This is a genomic window from Flavobacterium sedimenticola, from assembly GCF_030053345.1.
Lineage (GTDB): Bacteria > Bacteroidota > Bacteroidia > Flavobacteriales > Flavobacteriaceae > Flavobacterium > Flavobacterium sedimenticola.
In genome coordinates this window covers 1-3100 of sequence record NZ_JASGBP010000019.1, presented here as the reverse complement: position 1 = coordinate 3100, position 3100 = coordinate 1, and the positions used below count along the sequence as shown (strand labels likewise).

Below are 3100 nucleotides of genomic sequence, written 5' to 3'. Positions count from 1 at the left end.
ACTCCTTGTTCCGGATAATCTACCGTAAACCAGTAATCTGTTGATGGCAACGGCACTCCATTATATGTCCCGTCCCAACCATCGCCTGCAGAGCTGATTTGTTTGAGTAGTTTACCATAGCGGTCAAATATATAAATTTTTGTTTGATTGGCATAATTAAATAATCCCTTAACATTCCACGTATCATGGAAGCCGTCTCCGTTCGGGGTAAAATAATGCGGATAGTCTATCAACTGTACATTTTCAATAACTAACTCATCACAACTGTACGCCAAACCACCTTCGGTATCCCAAACGTGAATCGTATGCGGTAATAACGATACCCCCTCAAATACATTGCTGCTTTGTCTCGGACCGTCATCCAAACTGTACTCATACGTACCGTAGCCTTCCACCAATACCGTGATGATTTGGTTATCGCTAAATCCATTGGATATGGTGTAACCTATCGTTCCGGCTTGCGGCACTGCAGGTCCCGATTGGATAATGGTTATCGGATCCGAAGTCGTAGTACACTGCGTCGGACTAACAGTGGTCACATCTACCGTATAGGTAGCATCCACACCCGAAGCTAAAGCCTGATCGATGGTCAACGTTGGGCCGGTCTCACCCGGAATCGGTGTAGAAACACCCCCTACCACTTCATTCCATTGGAAGGTATAATCCGCCGGGTTGGCAATACCACTGTCGATGGTTATCGGACGTATTACGATGCCCGTAGTAAAGTCAACACATATCGTAGTTACTCCGTTTGGTGTGCTGAGCACCGGTTGCGGATAACGAACAATAGTAATATCAATAGTGGTCAGCGCATAACACACCGGTGTAATGGTGTTGCTGCTGTTCTCTACCTTCACCCATATTTGGTCAGTGTCGGCTTGGGTGATGTAAGCCTGCGCCTCAGCCAGCGGAATAGCATTCGTTCCGGCTATGGCATCGGCTTGGGTATGGTAATAACTCACCAAGAAGATCGTTGGATCCTGACCGTTTAATATCGAAGCCTCATACTGGGTTAAATCCAATTGGTACACTCCGTCATACGGGTCGTTGTAATCATCACACTGTGGCGGTACTACTACCGGGCCGGTAGCCGTAGCGTATTCTTCAACAGCCAAGTTCAATATTCCCGTAGCGTTCACACAACCCGTGGCGTTGTTCACCACGCGGATATAGATGTCCTGGCTGTCCGGAATCACATTGGTATATGGAGAGATTAGCGGGGAAGTGCCCGTAGCAGCATCAGCCGCCGTGAAGTAATACGTAATGGTAAAGTCGGACGGGTTTTGGGTCGCTCCCAATATCGCCGGTGCCAACAACGGATTGTTCAAATCAAAGTCGGCAATACCATCGGTATCATCATCACACATTCTGTATGGGTCTAACGGCTGAATCACCGTTGGTAACGGATTCACCGTCAATGGTTGTTCTACCAGTACAAAACAGTTATTCCCTAAATAATCCACTCGGGTATTCTCTACGCGTATGATAATCTTCGGTCCGGCTACTAAAGCAGCCCCTGGATTTAGAATCTCGTTTTGCGGTACCAAAGCATCAGCCACGTTATGGTAATAATGCAAGGTTACATTCGGGTCGCCATTGGCAATATAGGCCGCATTGACCGTTAAGTCAAACACCTCCATCATATCACCTGGGTTGTTGTTGTCACACTGTGGAGCTAGTGGCGCCGGATTCGTATTCGGAGTCGGTACCGGTAGTACGCGGATATCCAAGGTCGTGATGCTCTGACAACTTGCCGGTGCCGGAGTCGTTACCACTACACCTAACGTTTGCACCGCAGCTGTAGTATTGGTATACGCCGTTGGTGTGGTAATCACGTTAGTGCCGTTTTGCGCATCGGTCAAACTCGGATAGTACGTTACCGTATAACCCGAAGCGTTTAAGTTCTGACTTATCTCAGCGTCTTTTACCGTTAAATCAAACTCGGTAAACTGATTGTTCGGTGTCGCATCATTATCACACAAGCTCAGTGGTGCCGGAGTGGTCAGCAACAATGGGGCGTTTATCACCACTAAGAATGTTCCTATGTTGTAACAACCCGTGGTGTTGTCCTCCACACGAACCCAGATGGTTTGTCCGTTGGTGGCATAGTAGCTCGTAGCCGGGTTAATGGCCAGGTCGTTCTGAGCGTTGAGTAACGAATCGTGGTAGGTAACCGTATAGTTCGAAGCCGCTAACGGTTGTTGCGCCAACACATCGTTCGTGCGGATGGTCAGATTCACCAAGAACTGTCCGTTTTGGGTATTGTTATCGTAATCACAAACCGTAATATCAGCCAAGTTCACCGGGGCTACCGGTGCCGGGTTTACATTGAGCACGATCGGAATAACACTCCAACAGCCGGTTAACGGGTCTACCGCTCTAAAATATATAATCTGGATAAACGGATTGATATTACAGTAGTTCGTGGTCAAATCAATTGGGTTGTTGCCAAGCTCCGCATCGGTCATCGTCTCGTGGTAGCTAATGTTGTAAAGCGCTCCTTGTAACAAGTCGGTTGTCAAACTATTCAAATCAAAGTCGCACGAGAAGCCGTCTTGGTCGCCGTCACAAATCGTATACGGTTGGGTCGGTGGAATCGGGGTCGGTAACGGCACCACGCGGATGTCCATCGTAGAGATGCTTTGACAACCTGTGGCATCGTTGGTAATGACTATCCCTAAAGTTTGCACATAAATAGCGGCATTGGTGTATTGCAGGGTCGGATACAACTCATTAATCGAAGTACCCGGTGCTTGCGCCTGAGCCGCTGCTAAACTTGGGTAAAACGTAACGGTCATATTCGACTGACCTAACAAAATGTTGGCAATCTGACTGTTCAAATCAAATACCTCATACCCTATCGGAGCATTGTAATCACACAAGGTATATTGCGGATACGCCGGCTGGGTAACATTCGGTAACGGGTTAACCACCAAGTTCAATGCTACAATGTCAAAACAACCCGTAGCGATAGTCTCCACGCGTACATACAAGGTCTGAGTCCAAATGGTTTGGTTTACATAACTCGTCTCCGATGTAATCGCATTGGCATCGTTTTGAGCATCCGCTAAAGTCGTGTGGAACGTAACATCGGTAAGCG

1 protein-coding gene is annotated in these 3100 nt (G+C 47.7%); it reads right to left on the bottom strand.

The annotated features are described in order from the left end of the window. Positions 1 to 3100 (bottom strand): T9SS type B sorting domain-containing protein (locus tag QHT84_RS14105; protein ID WP_283240215.1); only part of this gene is annotated, 3100 nt, incomplete at both ends.